The sequence below is a fragment of the Paenibacillus sp. V4I9 genome, assembly GCF_030817295.1.
In the GTDB taxonomy this organism is placed as follows: Bacteria; Bacillota; Bacilli; order Paenibacillales; family NBRC-103111; genus Paenibacillus_E.
On the sequence record NZ_JAUSZE010000001.1, the window covers coordinates 2360582 to 2383818 of the forward strand.

The window sequence follows — 23237 nt, forward strand, 5'->3', positions numbered from 1 at the left end:
GTTTGATACTTGATCTTCGTCTCTTCACTCCTGATAAACATGCTATGTTGTACCGCGTACAACAATTTCGTTGATTTCTTATCAGCAAGTCGTCGAAGTTGTATGTAGTACAACAATTCTGACTGATATTATGCTATATAGCCGTTTTTGGGAGGAAGTGTTGTATTTTCTGCAACATTAACAAGGAAAACGCGAATTCGTTAGTGTAATGTTGTACAAATTACAACAACTAGGTCCATAGATGAAGGAAGCATTGACCTTCACCTACTTCAGGGAACAACACTCCACTATTTTAACGGAAAGTAGCCTGGTAAATCGGAGAAATTAGGTTAACGAACATTTCTTAATTCAACATATATACGATTAATTTTGCGGCATTCCGGACTCCGCGTCCTCACTCGAGTTGTTATCCGTAATTTCCACATAATTATCGACCGTATCTAGAACTTGGCTTAGCTGCCAACGGCTAAAAATAATATGATCTGAAGAAATCGCATTATAGGTGCTTTCTTGTTTGCTAATTTTAAAGCCTCGGTAATTCTCATAAATGGTTCTCATTCTGATCTCTCCCTCGCTTTGATGTATATCTTAAACTATCATCAAACGAGTAATTTTGGTAGAGGTGTAAATTGATAGAAATTGTCTATTCCTGACTAATTTCATGTAAATATGGTTAATTGCTTCTTTTCTGTTGCCCATACGGCGTGAAATGTTCTCTACACAGGTTTCCGCTTAGCCGGAAATACCATTTACATGTATGTTAGGTATTTCAATTTTAAACGTTGACAGAATCTAGTTCGATTCACTATAATTTAATACAAGTAATTTTATCGGAATTATATGGATCGACCAGACAGCTGGAGATGCTTCGTCCCTAAGGGATGAATGCGTCTCCTTTTTTCATTCATAATCACCAAATGCTATCTATAGCTTACGATGCAAGTTATTTTATAACACTATCTAGGAGGAATAGGTATGAAAATTGAATGGACTTTTGCGAGGAACAAACCTTGGACGATTGATCTTGTGTTGGATTTTGTGACCATAGCTAATCGGTATTCGTGCAATATTTATGTGGGTGTAAGCGGAAAAATGCTGAATGCAAAGGGTTTACTGGGCATTGTTTCCCTCAGTCTATCACTGGGCAATCAGTCAGTTATTGTGCTGCAATTAGATGGTGTTGATGCTCAGGAAGCATTTGAAAAAGTGTCTGTGTACTTACAAAGCGCGGATCACAGTATACAAAAGGCCTTTTCGCATAGTTCCTAGTCGCTTGCAAGTTAGAGAGGAAGTTTATTGTCATGAATATTGAAAATATTGAAGCTTTCGTCTATGTCATACATTTCAATAGTTTCAACAAGGCAGCGGATGCATTGTTCTTATCTCAGCCATCCGTGACGGCCCGAATTCAATCGTTAGAACGAGAACTGAATACATTGCTGTTTGATCGAGAAGGGAGGAATTTTACGCTGACAGAGAAAGGGAAGCAGTTCCTACCTTATGCTCAGCAAATCCTTCAAACTTATAAGAAGAGAAAACAACAGCATCAGAATTTAAACACAACTCCTAATGAACTAAGAATAGGGTGCACGGTTTCTGTCTCCAATTATGTCATTCCTGACATTCTCCCCATCATCAAAAAGAAGTACCGTAACCTGCAAATTAAATTAACGACAGCTCCCACCGAAACGATTCTGGAGAAGCTGCTGAATAAAGAATTAGATATCGGATTTGTACGAAATGTGACGCATCTGCATGTTGATTGTGCGGGGTTTTATGAAGATCCGATTCGCCTTTGGGGAGCCGTTTGTAAATACGAACTAACTCCTGATGAACATTTTATTATAGATCGCCATCCGGAACATGCTCATGTCCTAGTGGCTGGCGGTTTCTCAGGCCATGGCTTTAAGTTCGCAAGCGTAGTTGGTGAGATATTATCAGATCTTTCAAGGGAAGGCATAACCGAGCAAGATATCTCTCCTTTTGCCTTATCCAGATTCTCTGCCAGAACAAACCTTGAAGCCCATATCAACTAGGAGGGTGACCTATATGAGTGAGATTTATCGGTTGGCGACGATCGAAGATGCAGAAGAACAATTCAAAGTCATTGATGGCGCCTATGAGTCGATTCGTGAATTAGGTATTACATTTAGAGCCGCGAATGGGGATATCGACTTGATTCGGGAGAACCTTTTAGAACTTACAAGCTATGTCTTTGGAAATTGACGGCTCTATTGCAGCCACCATTTTATTGAAAAATTTGCCGGAACTGACCGAGCTGCCTTTTTTGTATTGGTTTGCTGTCTTACCTGAATTCAAAAATCAAGGTGTCGGCAATCGGGTTCTGACTTATGTGGAAGAGGTCATCGTTAGAGACACCTTGTTGTCATCCGGTGTTGTCCTTGCAACGTCGAAGAATCATCCTTGGCTACTTCCGATGTATGAACGTAAAGGCTATCAAGCCTTTCACGAAAGGCCGCTAGGAGAAACGGATACGCTGGTTTTTCTGAAAAAGACTTTATTTCAGCAAGTTCAACTTGCCCAATAAGTAGATGCTTAAAGACAGTCGGGAGTCATTCTGACTGTTTTTTGCTATTCTGTGCTTAAATATGTTACAGTTAAAAGGAGGTGATCGTGCATGTTAAAATTGGGGATTTTGGACCAATCACAAATAGGAGAAGGTCGCAACGCCGCGCAAACGCTGGTTGAAACGACCGAGCTGGCGCAAGAGGCAGATAAACTTGGCTATACGCGTTACTGGGTGTCGGAACATCATGCTTCTGAGGCGCTTGCTCACTCAAGCCCAGAAGTACTTATCGCTCATTTAGCTGCAAAAACGAATCGGATCCGCTTAGGGTCAGGCGGTATCATGATGCCGCATTACAGTGCATACAAAGTAGCAGAAAATTTCCGTTTGTTGGAGGCGCTGCATCCGGGAAGGATTGACGTTGGTCTTGGACGTGCGCCAGGCGGCATGCCAATCTCAACGCGAGCGCTGCAAGAGGGGAAATACACGAGCGTAGATCAATACCCGCAGCAAGTTGCTGACTTGACTGGGTATTTATATGATTCGCTGCCTGCGAACCATCGCTTTGCTGCGCTGCACGCGTCTCCAATTATTCCGACAGCACCGGAAATTTGGCTGCTCGGTTCTTCCTATGACAGTGCCAGCATTGCTGCTAAACAAGGAGCAGCATTTGGTTTTGCACAGTTTTTTGGCAATGCCGATTGTGAACAAGCGCTGCAGATTTATCGCGAGGAATTCAAACCGTCTATTTTGAACGATAAGCCACATTCGCTTGCAGCGGTTTTAGTTGTCTGTGCCGATACGGAAGAAGAGGCGCATCGACTGGCGACAAGTACGGATTTGTTCTTCCTCTCCCTTGGCCGCGGCACGCTGTTGCCCTCCTTCCCTTCCGTTGAAACGGCTATGAATTATCCGTATACAGAAGCTGATTTGGCCCTAATACGAGGTCGCCAACACAAGCGTATTGTGGGTACTCCTCAGCAAGTAAAAGCGGAGATTCTCAAGCTGAACGAAGCTTATAAAGCTGACGAGATTATGGTCGTTTCTCCGATTCATAATGTGGATGCGCGCATTCATTCTTATCGTATGTTAGCCAAGGCGTTTGAGCTGCAAGGGTAAAAGTTAGCGTATAGTGTGGAAGTATGGAATAGGCTCAATCTTGTAAATCAGAAGCAGCACACCGATTAGCGGTGGCTGCTTTTTTTTATTGCTATATATTTTGCAATGGTAACGACCTGTTACTTCTCGAGATCCAGCTCGCATGGTCGTAGTCATGAATAAAATTTCCAAAATCTTGGATAATAAAAGAAAGAATATGGATGAGCGTGGTGAAGATCGATGCTATTTTCAAACTGGTTCGGAAGGAAGAAGTATCGTTCGGTTCCAGAGCAAATTAATCAGCAGCCAAACGATACCATAAGCACGTCATTAGTACAAAACATGACTTATTTACATAGCCAGTTCAATCAAACTCCCGATCTGGTAGTGCGGCATTTTATCATCAAACAGTCTGGGCAGCAAGCAGCGCTAGTCTATTTATGTGGACTTGTAGATATGAATGCGATTAATAATAATGTGCTTCGCCCGTTGCAATTTGAAGCGGGAAGCGGTGATGCAGTTGACGATATATCGGTAAATGTAGGCCGAGTTCAAACCTTGTACACGTGGCCGCTTGTCGAGACTGCCATCTTTCAAGGATTTAGTATACTTTTTGTTAACGGACGAGCAGAAGTCTCCGCCTTAGGAACACAAGGTTGGCCGCAGCGGGCGATTGAAGATCCACAGATGGAGGCTTCTTTAAAAGGAGCACATCAAGGCTTTGTTGAAACGGGCAGTCAGAATATTGCTTTAATCCGACGCTACATTCAAAACCGTGAATTGAAAATTATCGAGCTGACGGTTGGACGAAGAGCGAACAGTTTAGTTTCTATCCTATATTTGGCAGATGTCGCGCATCCTGAGGTGCTGAAAGAACTGCAAGACCGAATTGAGCAGCTAGATGTTGATGTTATCATCAACACCGGTGAGTTGGCAGAGCTGATCGAGGACAATCCATTTTCCCCATTCCCGCAATTTATTACGACGGAAAGACCGGATGCTGCCGCATCACAAATATTGCAAGGAAGATTCGCTGTTGTCGTTGATCGTTCGCCAAGCGTATTGATTGCGCCAGCGGCCTTTATGTCATTTTTTCAGAACATCGACGACTACAGCACACGCTGGTCGATTGCTACTTTTATACGGCTGCTGAGGATTTTGGCATTTTTTGTCGCCGTATTTTTGCCGGCATTCTATATTGCTGTCATCTCCTATAATTTCGAGATCATCCCCGTTAAATTACTTCTGACGATTGGTGAGTTCAGGGGAAGAGTACCATTTCCGCCATTTGTAGAAGCGATCCTCATGGAGGTCACATTAGAAATGATGCGGGAAGCAGGTGTGCGCCTGCCTGCTCCAGTTGGGCAAACCATTGGTATTGTTGGGGGGATTGTCATCGGGCAGGCGATCGTACAGGCGGGACTCATCAGTAATATCATGGTGATTGTCGTTGCTTTTACAGCCATTTGCTCGTTCATCCTGCCCAACTATGATATGGTCGCAGCCGTCCGGCTTATCCGCTTCGGTATGATGATTGCTGCCTCTATGTTCGGCATTGTTGGCATCATTATTGGTTTGATGACGATGATCGGGCATCTGATTGCGCTCGAATCACTTGGAACACCATACGGCACCCCTTTTGCGCCGGTCCGGTTGGCTGACTGGAAAGATACGTTTGTACGTTTGCCTCTTTGGAAAATGGACAAGCGACCTCTAGGCACAAGAGCGACTCAATCGCAGAGGCAAGGATCAAATCGTCCAAAAGGTGATGGGAAATGAAGAAATATGCATTCAATGAGATCACCTCTATGCAATATATTTTTCTTAATAGCGGCATTCAGGTGAGTGTGTTCTTTTTGTCAATGCCGCGAAAGTTAGCCGAAAAGGCAGGCACGGATGGCTGGATCGCACTCATCATCGGATGGGCTGTTACGGTAGCAGCAAGCTTGATTGTTATTCAGGTAATGAAAAAGCATCCCGAAGGAACATTGTTTGACCTGCTAACAAGATATTTGGGTAATTGGACAGGCAGAGTGGCTGCCATCTTATTTTCCCTTTATCTCTTTTATTACGCATACACGGGGCTCGTTCAAGCGGTTTTGATCACGAAGTCATGGCTCTTGCCGCTAACTTCGGCATCTATTGTCATGTTTTTATTGCTCATACCCACATATGTGATTGCACGTAATGGACTTCGCATCTTAGGCAGATATGCGGAACTTGTTTTTATGATCTCCTCGTGGATTCCATTGGTATATTTACTTCTGCTCAAGGACGTACACTGGCTCAATATGCTTCCCGTATTAAAGGAAGGATGGAAGCCCGTATTCTCAACGGTACCTACAACGTTCTTTTCTTATATTGGATTTGCAACTACGTTTATTTTGTATCCGTTTTTGAAGAATAAACTAAAGGCTTCTAGGGATATTGTGATCTCCGATACCCTAACCATGCTTGGGTATTTGTTCATTACGATTATCTGTTTTGTCTATTACAGCCCGGATGAAATTCAGAAGTACAACCAACCCGTGATTAATATGTTAGAATCCATCGAGTTTAAATTTTTAGAACGGATGGAAATGCTGTTTATTGCGTTTTTTTTGCTTATTTTTTCATTAGCTTGGATACCCGCTATGTACATGGGTGTTTTTTGCACATGCTGGCTGTTAGGAAAGCAGGATCACCGCAATCATTTGCGGGTATTATGGTTATTCATTGCTGTGGGTGCATTTTTCTTCATGCCAACTTTTAATCAGAGCGATCGCATGAATGATTTTCTTAGTCAGGTTGGTTTTGGAATTGAATACGTTTTTCCGTGTTGCTTACTTCTTTATTTATGGATGCATGATCGTTTTCAGTGGAGGAAGCGCTTATGAAAAAATGGCTGCTTCACGGTATGCTCATCGCCATGTTTCTCGTCATTATTCCGGGCTGCAGTGATAGGTTAGATATGGAAGATGCTACATTTCCCTTATTAATAGGCTTTGATCTCGATAAAAAAAACGAGTTCATTGTGTATAGTACATCTCCTAATTTTATCAAAAATATCGAGAAGAAAACGCGTGAACTTCGGGTAAAACCACTGACAAATCGTCAATCAAGAGAAAAACAGGACAGTTATACACCGGGCGTTTTCCAAGGCAGAACTATTCAAGTCATACTGGTCTCTAAGCGAATCCTGCAGCAAGAAAACTGGTTCCGACTAACGGATGTCTGGTTTCGCGATCCGAAAAATCCGTTAACTCCAAGGATCATTGCTTTCGATGGACCTCTCTCTGACATTATCTACTTAAATCCGAAAGACCAGCCGATGCTGCCTTTATTACTGCGGGATATGGTCGAAACGAAGAACATTAGATCGGAAACGGTCAAGACGACTTTACAAGGGCTGCATCAGCAAATACGTGAGAAGGGCGTAACTCCCGTTATCTCTGAAGCTCGAGTGATAGATGAACAGGTTGCGTTGACGGGCACGACACTGCTGGATCATAAAGGAAAATTTGCTGATTCACTGAACATGCAGGAAAGTATTCTACTACGAATATTGCAAAACAATACGAAGAAGTCCATCAGCCTGACCATTCCTATTCCTGGTGAAATGAAGATCGGACCGTTCCATACGGACAAATTAAGTTTAAACGCCGATAAAATCAAGGCGAAAATCAAGACTTCTTTTCTTCATGACAAATTTCAGTTCGATATACACATAACCATGCGAGTTGGACTTACAGAGCGATTGTTCCCTTACGACGTACGAAGTCGTGGAAGAGAGTTGGAAAATAAGATTATAGATCAAGTACAACAGCAGTTCGACAGCCTCATAAAGAAAATACAGGCGGATAAAATTGATCCAATTGGGCTTGGGTTCTACGCTCAGGCGCATGAATACAGCCAATTCAAGAAAGTAGAAGATCATTGGGGTGAATCGCTGGCCAAAGCGGACATTCAAGTTTCCGTGAAAACAATCATAGGAGCTATGGGAACAGTGAAGTAAAGCCAAAGGGGGATAACACGTGAAAAAATATACATTGAATGAAATTACCCTCATGCAGTATATCTTTCTCAACTTTGGTATGGTAGTGAGCATCGGTTTCTTGTCGCTGCCGCGCGTACTAGCCGAACAGGCGGGAACGGCTGGGTGGATCGCTCTCCTCATCGTTTGGGTTATCTCCTTAATAGCGAGTTTGATCGTCATACAGGTAATGAAGAGGTACCCAGACGGCACCTTGTTAGATTTATTGACGGTGTATTTGGGCAAATGGGCAGGCAAAGCGGGAGCTGTCCTATTTGCCCTTTATCTCATTTACTACGGATATACCGGTCTTATTTATACTGTAATGATTACAAAACAATATCTCCTGCAGCAAACTCCGGCATATCTCATTATGTTTCTGCTGCTCATTCCCACTTATGTTGTTGTGCGGAGTGGACTCCGCATAGTGGGCAGATACGTAGTATTGATTATGCTTTTATCTGTATGGATCCCCTTCGTTTATTTGCTTCCGCTTAAGGACGCTAATTGGCTCCGGCTGTTTCCTGTGCTTAAGGAAGGATGGGAGCCTGTATTCGCGGCGGTACCCGGTACTTTCTATTATCATATTGGTTTTTCAACCACGTTTATTTTGTATCCATTTCTCAGAAACAAGCAAAAGGCCTCAACCGGAATTGTTATCTCATATACACTGACGATGCTTATGTATTTGTTCATTACCGTGATCTGTTTTGTCTATTTCAGTTCAGATGAAATTATGACGTACAACGAACCGACAATCAATTTATTGAAAACGATTGAGTTTAAGTTTATAGCACGGATCGAATTGTTATTTATCGCGTTTTATTTGCTTATCTTTTCATTGTCATGGATACCTACGATGTACATGAGTGTATTTTGCACAACTTGGCTAATCGGAAAACAGGACCACCGTAATCATTTGCGGCTGCTTTGGCTATTCATCGCTGTGGGTTCGTATTTCTTCATGCCTACTTTTTTTCAGAGCGAAAAGATGAATACGCTTCTTGGTCAGATTGGTTTTGTTGTTGAGTACATAGTTCCTGTTTGTTTACTCCTATATGTATGGATACATGATCGTTTGGGGTGGAGGAAGCACTTATGAACAAGCGGGTGCGATTCGTTTTGCTCATCATTATGATGATTACTATCGCTTCAGGGTGCAGTGACAGATTGGATTTGGAAGATGCCACGAACAACCTTGCCATCGGCCTGGATCTCGATAATGAAAACAACTTGCTAATCTATATGAAAAATCCTGTGTTCAGCAGAAATGTCAAGAAGCACATGACAGAGGTCAAAGTGAAGGCGGATACGATTCGGAAAGCGAGAGAGGAAATAGACGAACGTTCACCAGGTGTTATTACTGGCAGAAAGGTTCAGGTCGTTCTTATAGGGAAACGCATCCTGGAGCATGAAGATTGGTTCCCGATACTGGATGTCTTCTTTCGTGATACGAAAAATCCATTAATGCCAAGAGTCATCGCAGTTGATGGATCTGTCTCAGACATGATTTACCTAAATCCCAAAGACCAGCCGTCATTACCTTTATTGTTGAGGGGAATGGTCGATACGAAGAGCGCTAGATCGGAAACGGCAAAAACGACGCTTCAGAAGCTGCATTGGCAAATAAATGAGAAGGGGGTGACGCCCTATATCTCCGAAATTCAGTTGGACAAGACCAAACGGATCAAGCTGACTGGCGTATCGCTGCTGGATCATAAGGGGAAATATACACTTTCATTGTCCGCGGAGGAAACCGTATTACTTCAAATTTTGAATAAAAACGCCAAGAAGGCTGTTAGTCTGACACTTCCAATTCCCGGAGAAAAGAAGAGCGGTCCATTCTACACAGACCATTTAAGTATAACGGTTCAGGGAGTGAAAACGAAGGTCAAGACCTCATACAATCAGAATAAGTTTCGGTTCGATATCAACATTAAAATGCCGGCTGGTGTCTCGGAACGTTTATTTCCTTTTGATGTGCGAAAGAATGGAAAAGAGTTAGAGAAAATGATTTCTGACCAAGTGCAAAAGCAATTTGAGAAACTCATCAAGAACCTACAGGAACATCAGATTGATCCGATCGGGCTTGGTCTCTACGCACGGGCTTATGAATATAACCAATATATGAAAGTGGAGGATCATTGGGGAGAAGCACTGTCGAAGGCTGACATTCACGTTTCCGTTAAGGTGATCATAGGAAGTATGGGACCCGTGAAGTGACTGGTTTTGGAACGGGTAACCACCTTTTAGACATAAAGTTGATGATGATTGGAAGTAAAAATTTGCGTTTTTCTACTTATGCCTTTACACTTAAAACAAAAATGGAGTGGTGAAATGAGTAAAGGTAGAGTTTGGAACAAGGGTAAGCGCAACGGGGGTGGCGGACCAGCAGCCGGAACGGGTTATAAGGAAAAGCTAGCGACCACCATGCAAGCGGAGGGTAAACCCGCTGAGATTATCGATCTTAAGAACCCGATTAATCAGGTTCAACGTATGAATCGTGAGAATTGGGTCGAGAGACCCGTTCGTGTTAACCGTGAACAGCCTAAAGAATAAAATAAGCCTATCCAGCCTCTTTGAGAGGGCTGGATAGGCTTATTTTTTATTTGTTTGGGTAGAGGGAGAAGAGCTTACCCACTGTTAAGAAGGAGATACGGACTCGGCTCGAGTGATTAGGATACATGATCATGCATAATCGGCCGGGAAGCGATAGTGTTTTTTGTGCTTCTGGTTTATTGTTTTGTTCTATACAATTGATGTGGGGAATATGGGAGGGAATGTTGTACAGCGTACAACAATTTCCATCATTTCTTCAGGACAAAGGTGAAGATGTTGTATTTTGTGCAACAATCGCGAGGATAACGTGAATAAACTTTCCAAATGTTGTACAAAGTGCAACAACTTTACATCGATGAGCGAGTAAGCAAGCAAATGTTTGAAAATTTACGTCTGGGCGCACCATGCTTTATATCAACCTTAATAAACGCACTCGCACACACACACACACACACACACACACTCTCACATTTACACTCACTTTCGCTCTCGTCCAAGGCAAGAGTAAGCCGTTTATCCTTATAGAGTAGGTTATTACTCCAAATTCACATTAGACAACTGTCCCGCTTGGTAGTAAGGGTAATCCATCTTTTGTTGAACTAGCTGTACGAAATCTGAATCAGTGAGCGATTCAATGACGAATAATCCTAAGTCAATGGAGGCCGAAACGCCGCCGCCGGTAAAGAGATTCCCGTCTCTGACGATTCGTTCTTTAATGACTTCGGAACAGTAAGGCGTCAATAACTCATAGGCGGAAGGATTGGTGGTTGCTTTTTTTTCATGTAGGAATCCGGCTGCACCTAGTAATAACGCACCTGTACACACAGAAACCTTGTAAGTCACATTACCTGAGGTTTGGAGCCAAGTGATGAAGGCAGAGTCGAATCTAAGGCTTCTCGTTGAAAATCCGCCAGGAACAAACAGGAGATCATAACCCGATAGATCGGGATAGACATGCGTCACCTTAAGGGTTAAGCCTCGGTCGTCCGTAATTTCCTCCTTATTGGAGCAGAAATCCCAAGTGACGTTTTCTTTAGCTCCCAAAATACCCATCCATGTGATAGCTTCATAGAAGCCGGCGAAGTCTAACGCGGTCATCCCATCAAATAGTACGAATGCCATTTTCATAAACAGCCACCTGACCTTTCAATTGTCATAAAAGCACAAAAAAGCACTTGATCAAGGATCAAATACTTTGCCCAGGCGTACGGCTGCTTGCGATGTGCTCCCTCATGGTTATCCATGTTTACGCCAGTCACACATCGGTTTAATTTCTATAATCTTACAATTTCCAACTCCGAAATTCAATAACTTTTTTCAAGCGGCGACCATGACTTAAACCCCTCACGTCCCCATATGAATTGAAGAGGTGTTCGTTGCGCACGTCATTATGGCCTACCAAGCAGGGAGGGAATGACTTATGAAATTAGTATTTAAGCTTGAATTAGAAGAAGCGAGAGTCATGATCGCAGCAGGCATACAAGCGGCAATAGAAGCGAAAGCAGCCGAAACGATATGTATCGTAGACGACGGCGGATATCTAATTGCATTAGAAAGAATGAATGGCGCTCGCAATACGAGCCCGGAAATCGCCATAGCTAAGGCGTTTACAGCTAGCAATCACAGGCGTTCTACACATTTGTTCAATCAGCCCGGCGGCCCAGCGACCATCCATGGTGAGGCATTTGGGATTCATGCCATGATGCCTGGTAAATTTGCCATTTTCGTCGGGGGACTTCCGATTGTGGTGAACGGGAGTGTCATTGGCGGGGTTGGTGTAAGCGGAGGGAATGGTGAGGATGACATAGCGGTAGGGGTTGCGGCGTTAAAGGCGCTGCAGTGTTATTTGGGTAACGCGTACGAAGTCATGACAGAGCCTGATATAAAGAAATAGGCATCATTTCAAATAGTAAAGCCCCAGTTCCTCCGATGAAAGAGAGGACGGGGCTTATTTTTAACTCATAAGGCTTCTTACATATTGAAAAGTTTCATCAAGCGTATCATCAGCAAGCTGTTCTAAGGAGATATCGATGCCTGGTTTTGCCAGGTACAGCTTCTCCAAGAACGATTTCGTTTGAAAAATACCCTTACCAGATCGTACCTCTTTCAGCTTGTCGTTCTGAATGACAACATCCTTAAGATGGGCGAGGACAATCCGGTCACCAAAAGCAGCAAATGCCTGATCAAGGAAAACATCTTGTGAATCTATAGCTGTTGGCGGGAGCAGGTTGACTGGGTCAAATACAACTCCCAGATTACTGGATGGAACTTCATCCAAAATCCGAACCATTTTATCGCAGCTAGATAATGTGTGAGTGAATACAGGTTCGAGTCCGATGAAGACACCCCAACGTTCAGCTTCCTCTGCTAATTCTTCAACAGTTTGCTTGAGGGTTGCCCAACCAATGGCCTCATAACGCTCGGAATCCTGCGAAAGGTAAGTCGTTAGGTCAGCTGTCTCCGTCGCAACGATAGAGGTACCAAAGTCTCTGGCGAAACGCAAATGCTCTTTGAACCGGTTGATTTCATGACGCCGCTGCTGCGGATCAGGATGAATCGGGTTGATATAACAGCCAAGCACGCCAATCCGGATACCCGCACGGTGGAATTGCTCGCCAATGTGATTGGCCAGAGCAGGGCTGAGCCTACCGAGGCTGGTGTCAATATCACTGATCGCTTTGCTAAGTGCCAGTTGAACGAAGTCAATGCCTCGTCCGCTTAGCTTCTCTGTTAATTGCTTCAATGGAAGATGGCCGGCGGCATGGGCTAATGTACCGATTCCCATCTATCTAGCCATCCATCCGCCGTCCACGCACAGTACGTGTCCGTTCATATAATCCGATGCATGCGATGACAAGAACACAACTGGACCTTTCAAATCCTCTGGTGAGCCCCAACGGCCTGCCGGAATTCGATCTGTAATGGATTGTGTGCGTTTCTCATCTTTGAGAATAGGAGCCGTATTATTAGTCGTCATGTAACCAGGAGCGATGGCATTGATCTGGATGCCTTTTCCAGCCCACTCATTCGCTAATGCTTTGGTAACACCTGCGATTGCATGTTTACTTGCTGTGTAGCCAGGAACATTGATACCGCCTTGGTAGGTCAGCATGGAAGCGATGTTCACAATTTTGCCGCTGCCGCGCTCAATCATATGACGGCCAATCAGCTGGCACAAGAAGAACGCAGAGTTCAAGTTCAGATCAATAACATCGTGCCAATCTTGACGTGCATGGTCGACTGCCGGCGTACGTCGGATGATTCCGGCATTATTCACGAGAATATCGATGCCGCCGTAGATGCCGATGGCTTTGTTTACAACATCCTCGAGGATGTCTTCGTTGCTAAGATCAGCTGCGATCAGCTCAGCTTTGCCGCCTAATGCTCGGATGGCTTCTACCGTTTGAACGCTTTCGGAAGAGGATACAGCAATGACGTTTGCGCCTGCTTCTGCAAGGCCAATGGCCATTGCTTGACCAAGACCGCCGGAAGCGCCGGTTACGAAGGCCGTTTTGCCTGTTAAATTAAAAAGTGTCATGAAGGATACTCCTTTTCACTATTGAGTTACGATCTGGATACCAGCATCACGGTACTGCTTGGCAATATCAGCGGGTAGGGCACTGTCTGTTAGGATCATAGCCACCTCGGATAAGGAAGCGAAGGTTCGTAAGGCACACTGGCCGAATTTGTAATGATCGGCAACGCCGTAAACCGCTGCACTGGATCTAATCAATGCACGTTTATAATCGGCATGATCACTCGTGTAGATGGTAAAGCCGTGCTGCAAATGAACACCAGTGGCAGAAATGAACGATTTCTGAATGTTGAGCTTACTCACATATTCCACGGCTTCAGGACCTGCGAGCATGTTACGCAGACGGTAGCCGCCTGGAACAACCAGCCGAATTTCTTCCTTATGCAAGAGCTCGGAGATAATAAATAAATCGTTCGTTACAACAGTAAGCGGCTGATTTTCCAGCCGCCTAGCAATTTCAAGTGTTGTACTGCCGCCATCGAGGGCAATAATATCCCTTGGCTGAATGTATCGCAGAGCAATTGTTGCAATTTCGGATTTCTGATCGGCATGCTTAATGATAGGCTCTTTCGTTGAAAGTATGCCAAGCTGATCACTTTGAGCGAGCATCGCACCGCCATGAATGCGGACAAGCAGCCCTTTTTCTTCGAGTTTGGCCAAATCTTCGCGAATCGTTTTACCAGTAACGTCCAGCCGTTCGCTAAGCTCGTTAACGGTTACTTCTTTCTGCGCCAGAAGTATTTCCATAATGGTTTCATATCTGCGTAAAGGGTTCATCGGGTGTCATCCGTTTCTAAATAGAGGTTACCGACTATTTTAAATCTTTCATGGCCACGGCGTCCATATCATCAAAAATTTGATTTTCGCCAGCCATGCCCCAAATGAAGGTGTAGTTGTTCGTGCCAACACCGCTATGAATGGACCAGCTTGGGGAGATGACAGCTTGCTCATTGCGCATAACTACGTGACGTGTTTGCTGCGGTTCACCCATCATGTGGAACACAACCGCATCTTCCGGCATGTCAAAGTAGAAGTAAACTTCGGAACGACGATTGTGAGTATGGGAAGGCATTGTGTTCCACATGTTGCCTGGCTTCAGAAGTGTCATACCCATAACGAGTTGACAGCTTTTTACGCCGCCTGTGTGGATGTATTTGTAAATCGTACGCTCATTAGATGTATTGATACTGCCTAAGTGAGTAGGAGTAGCTTCGCTGATGGCGACTTTTACCGTTGGATATGTTTGGTGAGCAGGTGTTGAATTAAAGTAGAATTTCGCTGGCTCGGCAGCATTTTCGCTTGCGAATGAAATGTCCTTCGCGCCAAGACCAATATAAATGCAATCTTTGGAATCCATGTTGTAAACCGTTCCATCAACTGTGATCGTGCCTCTGCCGCCAACATTAATAATACCGATCTCGCGGCGCTCTAAGAAATAATCTGCAGCCATTTCTTTCTTGTCGGCTTGCAATTGAAGTGTGCCTGTAATAGGAAGCACGCCACCAATGATGAAACGGTCAACGTGGGAGTACACTAATTTAATTTCATTAGGTGAGAACAAAGAATTAATTTGAAACTCAGCTTGCAGGCGTTCAGTATCAAATTGCTTAACTTCATTCGGGTGTGATGCGTAGCGGATATCCATCGGTTAATCTCTCCTTAAAATTGGTTTATTTATGTTGATATGCGTTCATATAGGTTTAATTTACTCCAATAACGGGGTTTAGGCAAGGGTTTTTGGACCTATGTTTCAAAAGTTTCTGTTAGGGTGAATAAAGGATACGGATTAAGTAAACAACAAGCAAACGAGATTATGTTACACCTAGGAGGTTAGCGCATGGATAAAAGTCATTATTTCGATCACGTATGTAACGACACAATTCCCACTCAACCTGATGAGGAGGCCACAACACCGACAGATATGCTGAGTGAGGCTGTTGAGGAAATCATGGATAATGTAAAAAAGGTGTTCTCGACCAGCGATCCCGATGATCGGGATTAGGAACTGGAAAAGCTTCACCCGAGAATGGGAGAGTGCTGAAAAGAACCTTGCAGTCTACATGTGTAGATGCCAAGGTCCTTTTTCATTTAGACGTAAGGCGACGAAGTTTACCTTACTTAGGATAGTTTTCTACGGATTTTTGCTTGGCTAAGTGAGATTGTGGATAGGATAGGCATAATCATTCAAGCCAGTTTGATTCATTCTCCATTGGATCGGGGTCATGCCTGTAATGTTTTAAACACGGTGGCAAAATGTTGACTGGAAGCTCTGCATTCTGAAGGCAGGTCAGGCAAGCTTCCATCACGCTCTTACTTTCCATGGGTCTGGAGCTAATAAGACGAATGAGCCGCGTATGTCGGTCGTTGCACATCTGATGCCGAGCGGTACGAGCTACCGCGCAGGTGTACAGCGTCATGACAATTCCCGTCTGTTAGGACCGCATCCTTTTCACGGTCAAGCTTTTGCAAATGAGTATTTACCAATTTTATTTAAACGATAATTAAGGTGCAAAATCCCTTCCATACGAAGGGATTTTCTTTTTTCCTACAGGCGGTTACAATTGCCTTAATGATGACACAGCTTTTCTGGAGATGAAGCACATGGCGAATCCGTTGGAACATCTTAGTTTTAATCAGGTAAAACCCCTTCAGAAATAAGGACTACCTCTCAGGGAAAGGAGATTCCAATGCAGAATGGCGGTAGTCTATTCCCAGCTTTTGTGACCGAGCATCACTGCCATCCTCAAGTGATGGCGTATTATTTTAAACAATGGCAAGGCTTTGATATGTCCTTTCATCGCCATGATGCGGTAGAAATTATGTATACCATACAAGGTTCCTGCGACGTTGAAATCCAAATATTGCCTACACATATCGAGAGTGTTAGTCTCAAAAAGGGAGAGTTCATTATTATGGACGCAAATGTCTCCCATCGATTGATCGTTGACGAGGCTGCCCCTTGTAGAATGCTAAATGTAGAGTTCCGCTTTACCCAGCAAAAGGGTGTATTTCCATCTATTCATCAACTGGCTGCAGAAGACAAGCTATTGGCTTCTTTACTGGAGGTCAAATCTCCTTATTTGGTACTGCGCGACCCCGATGAGGTTTATCATATTATGAAAAGCTTGGTGCTTGAACTGGATAAAGCAGCCGCCAAAAGTGATACGATGGTTCAATTGCTCATCGCTCAACTGCTCATTCGAATAGCACGACTTAGGCAAGAAGCAGCAAGTGGCGGCATGGCGCAAAGTGAGTGGTATGTGAAACAGAGCGTTGATTATTTGCATCAGAACTATGACCGCGACATTCAAGTGAAGGATATTGCTGGAGCTGTAAATTTACACCCCGGGTATTTACAGCGGATTTTCAAATCGTTAACAGGGCAAACCCTTATGGCTTATTTAACCGTGATTCGAATGGAAAAAGCCAAAATGCTGCTGCTGGAAACAGATGTGCCGATTTCAGAAATATGCGATTATATCGGGGTTGGGAGCCGACAGTATTTTCATATGCTTTTCAAAGACTATACCGATTTAACCCCTACGGAATATCGGAAATCAATGGATACTCACAAGTGGGAATATCCAGAAAAAAGTTAGGATTTTTGACAAATCACCTCCGATGAAGTTAGGAATTTGATAACGTTTTCTCTTTCGATCTTGATACAATGTGAATTGTAGATTAAACGATAGAGAGGACGATAGATATGTCATTTAAGGTAGCTTTTATTGGAGCAGGGAGTATTGGATTTACACGTGGGTTACTTCGAGATTTGTTAGCAGTATCTGAATTTCACGATATTCAAGTCGCTTTTACAGACATCAATCAACATAATTTAGATATGGTTACCGAGCTCTGCCAAAGGGATATTCGAGAAAATGGATTGAAAATAGAGATTCAAGCTACAACAGATCGTAGAGAAGCTTTGAAAGATGCGAAGTATGTCTTATGTACGATTCGTGTAGGAGGTCTGGAGGCTTTTGCCACCGATGTGGATATTCCGCTGAAATACGGCGTTGACCAATGTGTGGGCGACACGCTATGTGCAGGCGGCATTATGTATGGTCAGCGCGGCATTTCGGAAATGCTTCGCATTTGCCAAGATATTCGAGAAGTGGCGGCGCCTGATGTGCTGTTGTTAAATTACGCGAATCCGATGGCCATGCTGACTTGGGCTTGCAACAAGTACGGTGGTGTGAGGACGATTGGTCTGTGTCACGGTGTTCAGCATGGGCATCAACAAATTGCAGAAGTATACGGCTTGGAGAAAAAGGAAGTAGACATTATTTGCGCAGGCATCAATCACCAAACTTGGTATGTACAGATCCGTCACAACGGTCAGGATTTGACGGGCGGTCTGCTGGAAGCCTTCGAGAACCATCCGGAGTTCACGCGTACGGAGAAAGTGCGTATCGACATGCTGCGCCGCTTTGGCTACTATAGTACAGAATCCAATGGACATCTGAGCGAGTATGTGCCTTGGTATCGAAAGCGCGCTAGCGAAATCCAAGATTGGATCGACATGGGCAGCTGGATTAATGGAGAAACAGGCGGCTATCTGCGTGTTTGCACGGAGGGTCGCAACTGGTTCGAAACGGAGTTTCCGAACTGGATGAAGGATAAGGCATTCGTTTACGAAGCAGAGAAACGCAGTGAAGAGCATGGCTCTTATATTATTGAGGGTCTTGAGACAGGACGCGTATATCGTGGACATTTCAACTTGGTTAATAACGGTGTCATCTCGAATTTGCCTGATGATGCAATTATCGAAGCGCCTGGCTATGCAGATCGCAACGGTATCTCGATGCCGCATGTTGGAGACCTGCCGCTTGGGCCAGCAGCGGTATGCAATGTAAGTATTTCTGTGCAGCGGCTTGCTGTCGAAGCGGCCGTGCATGGCGATGAAAAGCTGCTTCGTCAAGCGTTTATGATGGATCCGCTCGTAGGAGCCGTCTGCAATCCCAATGAAATATGGCAGATGGTCGATGAAATGTTGGTCGCACAAGAGTCATGGCTGCCACAATACGGCACGGCTATTGCCGAAGCGAAACAACGTCTTGCAGCTGGGAACCTCGTTCCTACGCGCAGCTATGAAGGAGCAGCGCGCTTGAAGGTGAAAACAGTGGAAGAAATGCAGCAGGATCGTGAAGCTGCGAATAAAAATGCAGGTGAAGCGGACAAAGGGAAAGATCGCGCAGCTGTTAACTCTTAATGTTCGTTTGGATTCAAGTATGTTCATTTAGGTGCTTTTCAGTTATAATTAAAAAAGTAAGTGAGGGACCGCTTGCGGTCCTTTTATTTTTTTCGGTAATCGTTTAATAATGAAAGGGGAAAGTCAGATGTCTAATATTGGCGTATGGGAAGCAGCCGAGCCAGGCGTTCAGCGCTGCATTCTGAAAGCTGAGGTTGGTTTGATGATGATGGAGGTTCATTTCGAGCCAGGAGCCATTGGTTACCAACACAGTCATGTTCATGAACAAATGTCCTATTGCTTAAAAGGGAAAATTGAGTTTACTATAGATGGTGTGGTGACCGTTATCAGCCAAGGCCAGACGGTATACATACCAAGTAACGCTAAGCATGGTGTTACGGCATTAGAAGAATCCGCGTTGTTAGATGTCTTCACACCGATTCGCGAAGATCTTGTAAAACGGTAACCAGTTGCACTTGCAACTGGTTTTTCTTTCCTAATCAACATTGAATGCGCTTGCAAATTTGGCGGAAAGGAGGCTGAACATGAGTAGAAGAGGTCGTAGAGCTTGGATCTGGTTCTACAGAAACTTGTTTTTGCGTGATCGTCCACTGACAGTGAAACTGCTCGTCTATTCGGCAATGCTAGTTGTCATTCCGCTGCTTGTGGTTGGGCTGATTTCTTATCAGAAATCATCTGAAGTGCTGCGCGAGGAAGCCAATTTGAGTAACAAGCAAATCATTGAGCAAGTCAAGCTGCATATTGAATACTATATTCGAGATTTCGAGATCGACTCGATTCGCATGCAGAATCATCCTTCGATGCAGCAGTTTCTAAGGATGACAAGTGAACAGGAAGTGAAGAATTCAGGCATCCGCGAGCCCATGATGCAGCTTTTGAACGACACCGCCTACTCCCGATCAGACATCTCTCGGATCATGCTTGTTATGGAAAATCAGACTGTCTTGGATACAAGCATGAATAAAAACGTGACCCCGGCGCTGCAATTGATACAGGAGCCATGGTTTGCCAGTGTACCCTCCAACAGTGATATTATGTTGATCATCAGACCGCCTTCTCAGCGCTACGAGCTGGAATATGTGCCTGTTCTCTCCATCGTGAAGCGCTTAGTGAGTCCCAATACATTAGAGCCCGTTGCAACGTTAATTATGGAAGTCAACTTCAAACGGATTCAAGAGATTGCTGAACGGGTTACAATTGGCCGAACGGGGTATTTATCTATTCTCGACTCATACGGGCGTTATATTTATTCACCTGAATACACGAAAATTGGACATTTGGCGGATTGGGATCAATTAGAATGGATTTTACAGCAGGAAAGTGGATCTTACCAAGCACAAACAGGAGATAAGCCTTTCTACACCTTCAGCCTGTCATCCTATTTAAATTGGCGGTTGGTGACGACGATCCCTGAAGAAGAATTGACACGTGGAACCGAGTATATTCGGCGAACGATTTGGTGGACGGTCCTTGCCACATTACTGATTGCCTATTTGATTGGGATTGGTTTTGCTACGAGTATCGTTCGACCTGTAAGGGCGCTGCAATTTTTCATGAAAAGAGTGAAAGAGGGCGACTTTCTGGCTCGTGTGGATATCGAATCTAAGGATGAGATTGGGCAGCTAACGAACGATTTTAATAAAATGGTCGAAAAGCTCCAGGTACTGCTCGATGAAATTTACTACTCTCAGCTCCGAGAGAAGGATCTTCAGCTGCGCCAAAAAGAGACAGAGCTGAAAGTGCTGCAATCGCAGGTTAATCCGCACTTTCTCATGAACGCTTTAGAAACGGTGCGAGGGATGGCACTGGAAAAGGATATGACCGACATCTCTGTGCTAGTTGCCTCCCTTGCTCGACTACTGCGTTACAATTTAAATCATGCTGGGGCCACGATCTCCTTGCAGCAGGAAATTCAGATATGCGACATGTATTTACGGATTCAGAAATATCGGTTTGACGATAAACTTACCTATGAATTCCAGATCCCTGAATGGGCAGAAGGACAAATCATCGCGAAGTTCGCTTTACAGCCCTTGGTTGAAAATTGTGTCATTCATGGCATTGAAACGAGTGCACAGCCTGTTCATATTGTCATTTCAGCTGCTCAATTAAATGATCATCAATTTGTAGTTGAAATTAAGGATAGCGGTGTTGGTATTCCGGCTGCGAAACTCCGTGCCTTACAGCTCGATTTGCTGCAGAAAGACATGATTACGGCGGTGTCACAGATCGGCATCGTCAATGTACATCGGCGTATCTCTTATCTGTTTGGTGACGCCTACGGTCTAGAGCTAGACAGTGAAGCAAATGGAGGAACTCTGGTGAGAATCAAGCTGCCGTTGAAGCCTCATGGAGAGGAAGGGAGGTAATAGTAGGTCATGTACAAAGTCATTCTCGTAGACGATGAAAGATGGGTTCGTGTCGTGCTGCGTAAAGCCGTGGAACAAACAAAGCTTCCTTTCGAAATCGTGCAGGAATGCGCGAACGGTTTGGAAGCTATAGATGCACTACAGAAGCATAGAGCTGATTTGGTTATCTCGGATGTGAAGATGCCGATTATGGACGGCATTGCTTTGGCGGAGCAGATGACACAGGTATCAGCCAATTTAATCCTAGTGAGCGGGTATGACGATTTTCAGCTAGCTCAGCAAGCGATTCGCTACGGGGTGAAGGACTATCTGCTGAAACCTGTGGAAATGGAGGCGATGGCAGATTGTTTGGGCCGATGGATGCAAGACAGGATAACGAAGACAGCGAGGCGGTTGGCGGATTCCCCGCTAATCGGAACGGACGAATTGTCAGCTATTGAACAAGTACAGCAGTTTATCGGCTTGAACTTATCCAGAGATATCAGCTTAACCGATGCCGCAGCATTGGTCCATTTGAACCCCAGCTACTTGAGCCAACTCTTTAAGCAGCAAACGGGAGGCAAGTTCGTCGATTATGTCATTGAAATGCGCATGGAAGAAGCGAAGAAGCTGCTTATAAAAACGTCTTTACGTGTTTCTGAAATCGCGGAAAGGCTTGGTTACGGGGATATTTCTTACTTTAGCAGTACGTTTAAAAAGTTGACAGGCTGCTCCCCGTTGGAATATAGGAAATGTGGCGGAAGGTTGGATGAAGCCAAATAGAAGCGAAATGAAGTCAAATGAAAAAGGACACCTGAGGGGAGAGTGCAACCCATAGAATGTCCTTTTTTTACTTTGTTCTGAATTGCTATTTTCTAGCTTTTTCGATCGCGTCTAACGTTTCTTTGTAGTCGTTGCGATACTTCTCGATAACAGGCTTTACAGCATCTTGCCATGGCCCCAGGTCAGATACGTCCGTAATCGTAACTCCCGCCGCTTTCACTTTGGCTTCGGAATCCTTCTCGAATTTATCCCATTCTACTTTTTGCGTTTTGACGGATTCAATAGCAGCTTTTTTAATAAGTGCTTTATCGTCAGCAGACAGCTTATCCCAAGCTACTTTAGAAATCAAAAGCACTTCAGGCACCCGTTGGTGCTGATCAAGAATGAGATTTTTGGCTTGTTGAAAATGATTGGAAGAGAAATAACTCGGATAGTTGTTCTCAGCGGCATCGATGATACCTGTTTGCAAAGCATTGAAGACGTCTCCATAAGGCATTGGTGTTGCATTCGCGCCAAGTGCGTTCATGAGATCAATATTGACCTTGTTTTGAATAACGCGTATTTTGAGTCCTTTCAGATCGGCGATGCTTTTAATCGGCTTCTTGGAATAGAAATGACGAGCTCCTGAGCTGTAATACGCCAGTCCCTTCATACGTGAAGACTCTAAGCTATCGAGCAGCTTCGTTCCTTGTTCACTTTCCAGAAATTTCCACTGATGATTATCATTATCGAAAATGTAGGGCAAGCTGAACACTTCATATTGCTTGTTGAACCCGCCAAGTGCTCCCGTACTGACACGAGTGAATTCAATAGCGCCAAGTTGAACTTGCTCGATCACGGCCTTCTCCTCACCGAGCTGAGAGGCAGGGAATACATCGATTTTGATGCGGCCATCCGATGCTTGATTGACGAGTTCGGCGAATTTCTTATCGCCAAGTGTCGTAGGGTAGTCAGCAGGGTGTGTCTCAGCCAGACGGAAATTTAATTTAGGTCCATCGGCTTTCTTCGTCGCTGCTGCAGGGCTCGCGGCTCCAGGAGTCGTTGTTGAACCACTATTCGTCGGTGTACTTCCGCCACCGCAAGCCGCAAGCAAGAGACTAGTACCAATTACTGTACTTAGAGCCGTGATGTATTTTCTTTTCATTTTCATATCGAATATTCAC

General features: G+C 44.3%; 26 protein-coding genes, 1 pseudogene and 1 riboswitch. Of the genes and pseudogenes, 20 read left to right on the plus strand and 7 right to left on the minus strand.

Annotated elements, in window-relative coordinates:
* Nucleotides 1-363 precede the first annotated feature (363 nt).
* Nucleotides 364-558 carry a hypothetical protein gene (locus QFZ81_RS10745; RefSeq protein ID WP_307444659.1) on the minus strand — a complete coding sequence of 65 codons (195 nt, stop codon included), beginning with the start codon at nucleotides 556-558 and terminating at the stop codon, nucleotides 364-366.
* 417 nt (nucleotides 559-975) lie between these two features.
* Between QFZ81_RS10745 and QFZ81_RS10750 the strand changes: the two genes are divergently transcribed.
* From QFZ81_RS10750 to QFZ81_RS10800, 11 genes are all read left to right on the plus strand, one after another.
* Nucleotides 976-1269 (plus strand): HPr family phosphocarrier protein, encoded by a 294-nt coding sequence (locus QFZ81_RS10750; RefSeq protein ID WP_307602712.1) that lies wholly within the window; start codon nucleotides 976-978, stop codon nucleotides 1267-1269.
* A 32-nt stretch (nucleotides 1270-1301) separates the two neighbouring features.
* Nucleotides 1302-2036, plus strand: a complete 735-nt coding sequence (locus QFZ81_RS10755; protein ID WP_307602714.1) for a LysR family transcriptional regulator — start codon at nucleotides 1302-1304, stop codon at nucleotides 2034-2036.
* Nucleotides 2037-2049: 13 nt separating this feature from the next.
* A complete protein-coding gene (locus tag QFZ81_RS10760) occupies nucleotides 2050-2226 on the plus strand; it encodes a hypothetical protein (protein ID WP_307602716.1) in 177 nt (58 codons plus the stop codon).
* A complete protein-coding gene (locus tag QFZ81_RS10765) occupies nucleotides 2210-2548 on the plus strand; it encodes a GNAT family N-acetyltransferase (RefSeq protein WP_307602718.1) in 339 nt (112 codons plus the stop codon). The genes QFZ81_RS10760 and QFZ81_RS10765 overlap by 17 nt, the downstream gene beginning before the upstream one ends.
* Before the next feature lie 90 nt (nucleotides 2549-2638).
* The gene (locus QFZ81_RS10770) at nucleotides 2639-3646 is read left to right on the plus strand and encodes an LLM class flavin-dependent oxidoreductase (protein ID WP_307602719.1); all 1008 of its coding nucleotides are present in this window, start codon (nucleotides 2639-2641) and stop codon (nucleotides 3644-3646) included.
* A gap of 219 nt (nucleotides 3647-3865) precedes the next feature.
* Nucleotides 3866-5404 carry a spore germination protein gene (locus tag QFZ81_RS10775; protein WP_373462663.1) on the plus strand — a complete coding sequence of 513 codons (1539 nt, stop codon included), beginning with the start codon at nucleotides 3866-3868 and terminating at the stop codon, nucleotides 5402-5404.
* Nucleotides 5401-6501, plus strand: a complete 1101-nt coding sequence (locus tag QFZ81_RS10780; protein ID WP_307444650.1) for a GerAB/ArcD/ProY family transporter — start codon at nucleotides 5401-5403, stop codon at nucleotides 6499-6501. The genes QFZ81_RS10775 and QFZ81_RS10780 overlap by 4 nt, the downstream gene beginning before the upstream one ends.
* Nucleotides 6498-7619 (plus strand): Ger(x)C family spore germination protein, encoded by a 1122-nt coding sequence (locus QFZ81_RS10785; protein ID WP_307602721.1) that lies wholly within the window; start codon nucleotides 6498-6500, stop codon nucleotides 7617-7619. The genes QFZ81_RS10780 and QFZ81_RS10785 overlap by 4 nt, the downstream gene beginning before the upstream one ends.
* Before the next feature lie 19 nt (nucleotides 7620-7638).
* A complete protein-coding gene (locus QFZ81_RS10790) occupies nucleotides 7639-8739 on the plus strand; it encodes a GerAB/ArcD/ProY family transporter (RefSeq protein ID WP_307602723.1) in 1101 nt (366 codons plus the stop codon).
* The gene (locus QFZ81_RS10795; RefSeq protein WP_307444644.1) at nucleotides 8736-9860 is read left to right on the plus strand and encodes a Ger(x)C family spore germination protein; all 1125 of its coding nucleotides are present in this window, start codon (nucleotides 8736-8738) and stop codon (nucleotides 9858-9860) included. Before QFZ81_RS10790 ends, QFZ81_RS10795 begins: the two co-directional genes overlap by 4 nt.
* Before the next feature lie 114 nt (nucleotides 9861-9974).
* Nucleotides 9975-10196, plus strand: a complete 222-nt coding sequence (locus QFZ81_RS10800) for a hypothetical protein (RefSeq protein ID WP_307444642.1) — start codon at nucleotides 9975-9977, stop codon at nucleotides 10194-10196.
* 534 nt (nucleotides 10197-10730) lie between these two features.
* On the opposite strand, the gene QFZ81_RS10805 is transcribed toward QFZ81_RS10800, so the two are convergent.
* Nucleotides 10731-11324, minus strand: a complete 594-nt coding sequence (locus QFZ81_RS10805; protein ID WP_307444640.1) for a DJ-1/PfpI family protein — start codon at nucleotides 11322-11324, stop codon at nucleotides 10731-10733.
* A 62-nt stretch (nucleotides 11325-11386) separates the two neighbouring features.
* Nucleotides 11387-11465, minus strand: a riboswitch (ZMP/ZTP riboswitch).
* A 151-nt stretch (nucleotides 11466-11616) separates the two neighbouring features.
* Here QFZ81_RS10805 and QFZ81_RS10810 point away from each other — a divergent pair.
* Nucleotides 11617-12090 carry a GlcG/HbpS family heme-binding protein gene (locus tag QFZ81_RS10810; RefSeq protein ID WP_307444637.1) on the plus strand — a complete coding sequence of 158 codons (474 nt, stop codon included), beginning with the start codon at nucleotides 11617-11619 and terminating at the stop codon, nucleotides 12088-12090.
* Nucleotides 12091-12150: 60 nt separating this feature from the next.
* Here the strand turns inward: QFZ81_RS10810 and QFZ81_RS10815 are convergent, their stop codons facing one another.
* From QFZ81_RS10815 to kduI, 4 genes are read right to left on the minus strand one after another with little or no spacing between them, the layout of a single operon-like run.
* Nucleotides 12151-12981, minus strand: coding sequence for a sugar phosphate isomerase/epimerase family protein (locus QFZ81_RS10815; protein WP_307444636.1), 831 nt, complete (start codon nucleotides 12979-12981; stop codon nucleotides 12151-12153).
* On the minus strand, nucleotides 12982-13734 hold the full coding sequence (gene kduD, locus QFZ81_RS10820) for a 2-dehydro-3-deoxy-D-gluconate 5-dehydrogenase KduD (RefSeq protein WP_307602725.1): 753 nt from the start codon (nucleotides 13732-13734) through the stop codon (nucleotides 12982-12984).
* Between the two features lie 18 nt (nucleotides 13735-13752).
* Entirely contained in the window at nucleotides 13753-14508 is a 756-nt protein-coding gene (locus QFZ81_RS10825; protein ID WP_307602726.1) for a DeoR/GlpR family DNA-binding transcription regulator, read from the minus strand.
* A gap of 34 nt (nucleotides 14509-14542) precedes the next feature.
* Nucleotides 14543-15376 (minus strand): 5-dehydro-4-deoxy-D-glucuronate isomerase, encoded by an 834-nt coding sequence (kduI, locus tag QFZ81_RS10830; protein ID WP_307444630.1) that lies wholly within the window; start codon nucleotides 15374-15376, stop codon nucleotides 14543-14545.
* Between the two features lie 192 nt (nucleotides 15377-15568).
* Between kduI and QFZ81_RS10835 the strand changes: the two genes are divergently transcribed.
* The 8 genes and pseudogenes from QFZ81_RS10835 (at nucleotide 15569) to QFZ81_RS10870 (ending at nucleotide 22074) form a co-directional block, all read left to right on the plus strand.
* On the plus strand, nucleotides 15569-15733 hold the full coding sequence (locus QFZ81_RS10835; protein WP_307444628.1) for a hypothetical protein: 165 nt from the start codon (nucleotides 15569-15571) through the stop codon (nucleotides 15731-15733).
* A 271-nt stretch (nucleotides 15734-16004) separates the two neighbouring features.
* A pseudogene (locus QFZ81_RS10840) lies at nucleotides 16005-16076 on the plus strand (phytanoyl-CoA dioxygenase family protein); the annotation flags it as partial.
* Nucleotides 16077-16085: 9 nt separating this feature from the next.
* Entirely contained in the window at nucleotides 16086-16232 is a 147-nt protein-coding gene (locus QFZ81_RS10845) for a hypothetical protein (protein WP_307602728.1), read from the plus strand.
* A gap of 186 nt (nucleotides 16233-16418) precedes the next feature.
* Complete coding sequence (locus tag QFZ81_RS10850; RefSeq protein WP_307444624.1) at nucleotides 16419-17330, plus strand: AraC family transcriptional regulator; 912 nt, start codon at nucleotides 16419-16421, stop codon at nucleotides 17328-17330.
* A gap of 107 nt (nucleotides 17331-17437) precedes the next feature.
* Nucleotides 17438-18943: an alpha-glucosidase/alpha-galactosidase gene (gene melA / locus QFZ81_RS10855; RefSeq protein WP_307602730.1), complete on the plus strand. Its 1506-nt coding sequence runs from the start codon at nucleotides 17438-17440 to the stop codon at nucleotides 18941-18943.
* A gap of 127 nt (nucleotides 18944-19070) precedes the next feature.
* Nucleotides 19071-19388: a cupin domain-containing protein gene (locus tag QFZ81_RS10860; RefSeq protein WP_307444621.1), complete on the plus strand. Its 318-nt coding sequence runs from the start codon at nucleotides 19071-19073 to the stop codon at nucleotides 19386-19388.
* A gap of 79 nt (nucleotides 19389-19467) precedes the next feature.
* The gene (locus QFZ81_RS10865; protein ID WP_307602731.1) at nucleotides 19468-21312 is read left to right on the plus strand and encodes a sensor histidine kinase; all 1845 of its coding nucleotides are present in this window, start codon (nucleotides 19468-19470) and stop codon (nucleotides 21310-21312) included.
* A 9-nt stretch (nucleotides 21313-21321) separates the two neighbouring features.
* Nucleotides 21322-22074: a response regulator transcription factor gene (locus QFZ81_RS10870; protein WP_307444617.1), complete on the plus strand. Its 753-nt coding sequence runs from the start codon at nucleotides 21322-21324 to the stop codon at nucleotides 22072-22074.
* Nucleotides 22075-22159: 85 nt separating this feature from the next.
* On the opposite strand, the gene QFZ81_RS10875 is transcribed toward QFZ81_RS10870, so the two are convergent.
* Nucleotides 22160-23224 carry a TRAP transporter substrate-binding protein gene (locus QFZ81_RS10875; RefSeq protein ID WP_307444615.1) on the minus strand — a complete coding sequence of 355 codons (1065 nt, stop codon included), beginning with the start codon at nucleotides 23222-23224 and terminating at the stop codon, nucleotides 22160-22162.
* Nucleotides 23225-23237: the final 13 nt, after the last annotated feature.